Source organism: Kribbella catacumbae DSM 19601 (genome assembly GCF_000372465.1).
GTDB classification, from domain to species: domain Bacteria; phylum Actinomycetota; class Actinomycetes; order Propionibacteriales; family Kribbellaceae; genus Kribbella; species Kribbella catacumbae.
Genome location: NZ_AQUZ01000122.1, coordinates 1 through 2,903 on the forward strand (window position 1 = coordinate 1; position 2,903 = coordinate 2,903).

The window sequence follows — 2,903 nt, forward strand, 5'->3', positions numbered from 1 at the left end:
GAGCCGGGCGGAGAGGACGACCAGCCCCAGGGCGATCCGAGACTGGACGCCCTGGCAAAGCTCATCGCTGGCGGGAGCGATGAGGCCTCCGGTGGGGAGGTGGCGACGGACGCCACCCCGCTCCCCGACACCACTGGTGTCGTGCACGAGTGGGGTGGCGACCGGCCACACATCGTCCTGATCGCCCGGTACAACGCGATCGTCGACGGCGACTACCTGTCCGCTGACAAGGGCGACGTCGTCCACCTGGACGAGGCCACCGCGACGCGCGGTCTCAGCCTCGCCGCGATCGCTCCCCTGGACTGACCCAAGAAAGAGGGCGGTAACGCATGGCCGCAGAGACCCCGCACGAGCCATTCGGGGCGACGGTGACCGGCGTTGCTGCCCTCGTCCCGTCCGCCCCGATCCGCGACGCGATCCCGGCCGGGCAGAAGGGCATCACCACCGGCCAGGTTGAGACGTGGCTGGACGAGCTGTCCAACACCGTCGACCTCCGGCTGGCCGGCCGAGAGCGGCTCCGCGATGATGCCCGCAAGGCGGCCCTGGTGGACGCTGCGCGAGGCGTCGTCTGCAACGGGGTCGCCAGCTACGTGGAGGCCGCCCGGTTCGCCGAGCGGGCTGCGGTGGCTGATACGTCGTACGCCGAGGTCCTGTGGCGTCGCTACCAGTCGGGGCTCGGTGAGCTGGCGTCTTTGCTCGCCGGGTGGCTGGCCGACGAGGACGACGCTGTCCCGGAGCCGACCGGCGGCGGCCCGGCATGGTCGTTCCCCGAGACCGCTTTTCCTGACGGCATGAGGTTCTGACCGTGGCCGTCCGAATGACGTTCTCGTTCTACGGCGACACCCAACTGGACCGGACCCTGGCCCGGTTCCAGGAGCGGCCGGAGGACGCGCGCCCGGTGTGGGATGCGTTGGCTGACCGATTCGCCACGATCGAGCGCCGACAGTTCAAGTCCGAAGGCAAGTACGCGTCGGGCGGGTGGGCTCCGCTGTCGCCCCAGTACGCCAAGTGGAAGGCGAAGCGGCACCCCGGCGCGAAGATCCTGCACCTGACCGGCGACCTTGAGAGGTCACTCACCCAGCGCCCATTCGGGGTCGAGGTCATCGAGCGCCACTCCATGGCGATCGGCTCGAACGTGCCATACGGCAAGTACCACCAGAACGGCACGGACCGGATGCCGCAGCGCCGGCCCGTTGAGTTCACCGAGGCCGAGCGTGCCCGCTGGGTCCGCACGCTGCAGCGGTACCTGATGACCGGCGAAGCGGTCGTGAAGTAGTGGACGGCCTCGAAGGTGCGTGCGAGCTGGTCGCCGATCGGCTCCGCACCGCCCTGCCAGCGAAGACCGCAGAGCTGCGCGTAAGGCTTTCGGTAGCGGATCCGGTGGACCTTCCAGACGTGGCGGTCGTCTACCCCCACGAGATAGTCCCCATCCCGCTCGAGGAGTGGCCGGCGGTCATGGTCGTCGGGCAGACCCTCGAACGGATGACCCGCGACGACGTCGAAGCGACCGGCACGCACTGGCTCTGCACGTACCGGATCCGGGTCTACGTCTGGGCCAGAGGCGAGGGCTTCGCCCACACCGACCGGGTTCGGAAGCGGATCACCCTCGCAGCCCGCGAAGTCCTGATGCAGCTCCGCAAGGTCACAGGCCGCGCCCAGCTGGACGACTCCTCGTTGGGCGAGTCGTACTCCGACCTCGACGTCGACCAGGCCGACGCCACGGTCGGCGGCGCGTACCTCGAGTTCCTGCTTGTGGTCCAGGAAGTCCTCGGGACCGTGCCGACGAAGGGCGTCGTCCAGACGCCGGTGATCGACACGGCCTCCCTCCCACCGCATCCCGCGCTCTGACCAGAAGGTGACGGCATGGATTGGCAGACGGTCTACAACACCTGCGACACTCCGCGGCGCATCGACCTGGCTGGCCGCATGGTCGGCTCCCGGTCGTGGGCGGCCGCGGACGTCTCGCTCAGCTTCGTCGCGAGGGACGTCACGAACCGGCGTCTCTACATCATCGAAACCCTCGACCCGGTCCCCGGGGAAGGCCTTGACCCTGCGGCCGCTGACGCGATGCGCGAGACGCTCGCGAAGCGGCAGGAGCAGGGAGCCCCGCAGACCTTGATGGCCCGCACCACGGCGAAGGCCACCACGACCAAGAAGACGGAGGCCTGAGATGCCTGGCGTGATCGTCCGGACCGCGACCCGTTCCGGACCGACCAACCCGCCGTCGCCTGAGTCGGCCCGCTACTTCGTGGCCGGCCTGGCAGAGCGCGGCGACACCACGGGCGCGATCCTGGTCCGGTCGATGGCCGAGTACGAAGTCCGGCTGGGTCAGCGGGTCGCGTACGGCGCGCTGTACGACGATCTGCGGACGTTCTTCGAGGAGGGCGGATCGGAGGCCTACGTTGCCCGCGTCGTCGGCGCAGCGCCGACCACAGGGTTCCTGGTGCTCAAGGACCGTGCCGCTGGCGTCCCGCTAGACACTCTCCGGGTCGAGGCCTCCTCCCCCGGCGCCTGGTCGACGGACGTAAGCGTGGAGGTCGCGGCTGGCACCGCGGCCGGGTCGTACAAGCTCCTCGTGTTCTACAAGGGCACGTTCGCCGAGGTCTTCGACAACTTGGTCACCCCGGCCGACGCGGTCGGCGCGACGAAGAACTCGATCTACATTCGGGCGCTGTCGCTCGGATCCGCTACCGCGCCGCCCGCCAACCAGCCCGCGATCCTGGCGAAGACCGCGCTGTCTGCCGGCGACGACAAGCGCGGCTCGGTGGTCGCGGCTGGCGTCACCGGCGCGCTGGCGCGGTTCGGGCCGGATCTGGGTCCGGGCGCCGTGGGTATCCCCGGGTACCCGCACGATCTGGTCGGCGCGGCGACGATCGCCCACTGCAAGGCCCATCGGCGGCTGG

The 2,903-nt window shown here is 69.9% G+C and carries 6 protein-coding genes; all 6 read left to right on the top strand.

Annotated features, from left to right (window positions below; all coding sequences use genetic code 11):
- Positions 1-306 (top strand): hypothetical protein (locus A3ES_RS50775; RefSeq protein WP_040457272.1); only part of this gene is annotated, 306 nt, incomplete at its 5' end.
- A gap of 23 nt (positions 307-329) precedes the next feature.
- The gene (locus tag A3ES_RS0145350) at positions 330-803 is read left to right on the top strand and encodes a hypothetical protein (RefSeq protein WP_020393455.1); all 474 of its coding nucleotides are present in this window, start codon (positions 330-332) and stop codon (positions 801-803) included.
- 2 nt (positions 804-805) lie between these two features.
- Positions 806-1,276, top strand: a complete 471-nt coding sequence (locus A3ES_RS0145355; RefSeq protein WP_040457273.1) for a phage virion morphogenesis family protein — start codon at positions 806-808, stop codon at positions 1,274-1,276.
- Between the two features lie 119 nt (positions 1,277-1,395).
- Positions 1,396-1,848: a hypothetical protein gene (locus A3ES_RS54880; RefSeq protein ID WP_157631097.1), complete on the top strand. Its 453-nt coding sequence runs from the start codon at positions 1,396-1,398 to the stop codon at positions 1,846-1,848.
- A 15-nt stretch (positions 1,849-1,863) separates the two neighbouring features.
- On the top strand, positions 1,864-2,169 hold the full coding sequence (locus A3ES_RS0145365) for a hypothetical protein (protein WP_020393458.1): 306 nt from the start codon (positions 1,864-1,866) through the stop codon (positions 2,167-2,169).
- 1 nt (position 2,170) lies between these two features.
- A partial coding sequence (locus A3ES_RS0145370) for a carbohydrate-binding protein (protein ID WP_020393459.1) occupies positions 2,171-2,903 on the top strand: 733 nt, incomplete at its 3' end.

Bases quoted from the DNA above. Each gene is read 5' to 3' on its own strand.
- A3ES_RS0145350 (WP_020393455.1), top strand. From the start codon at position 330: ATGGCCGCAGAGACCCCGCACGAGCCATTCGGGGCGACGGTGACCGGC.
- A3ES_RS0145365 (WP_020393458.1), top strand. From the start codon at position 1,864: ATGGATTGGCAGACGGTCTACAACACCTGCGACACTCCGCGGCGCATC.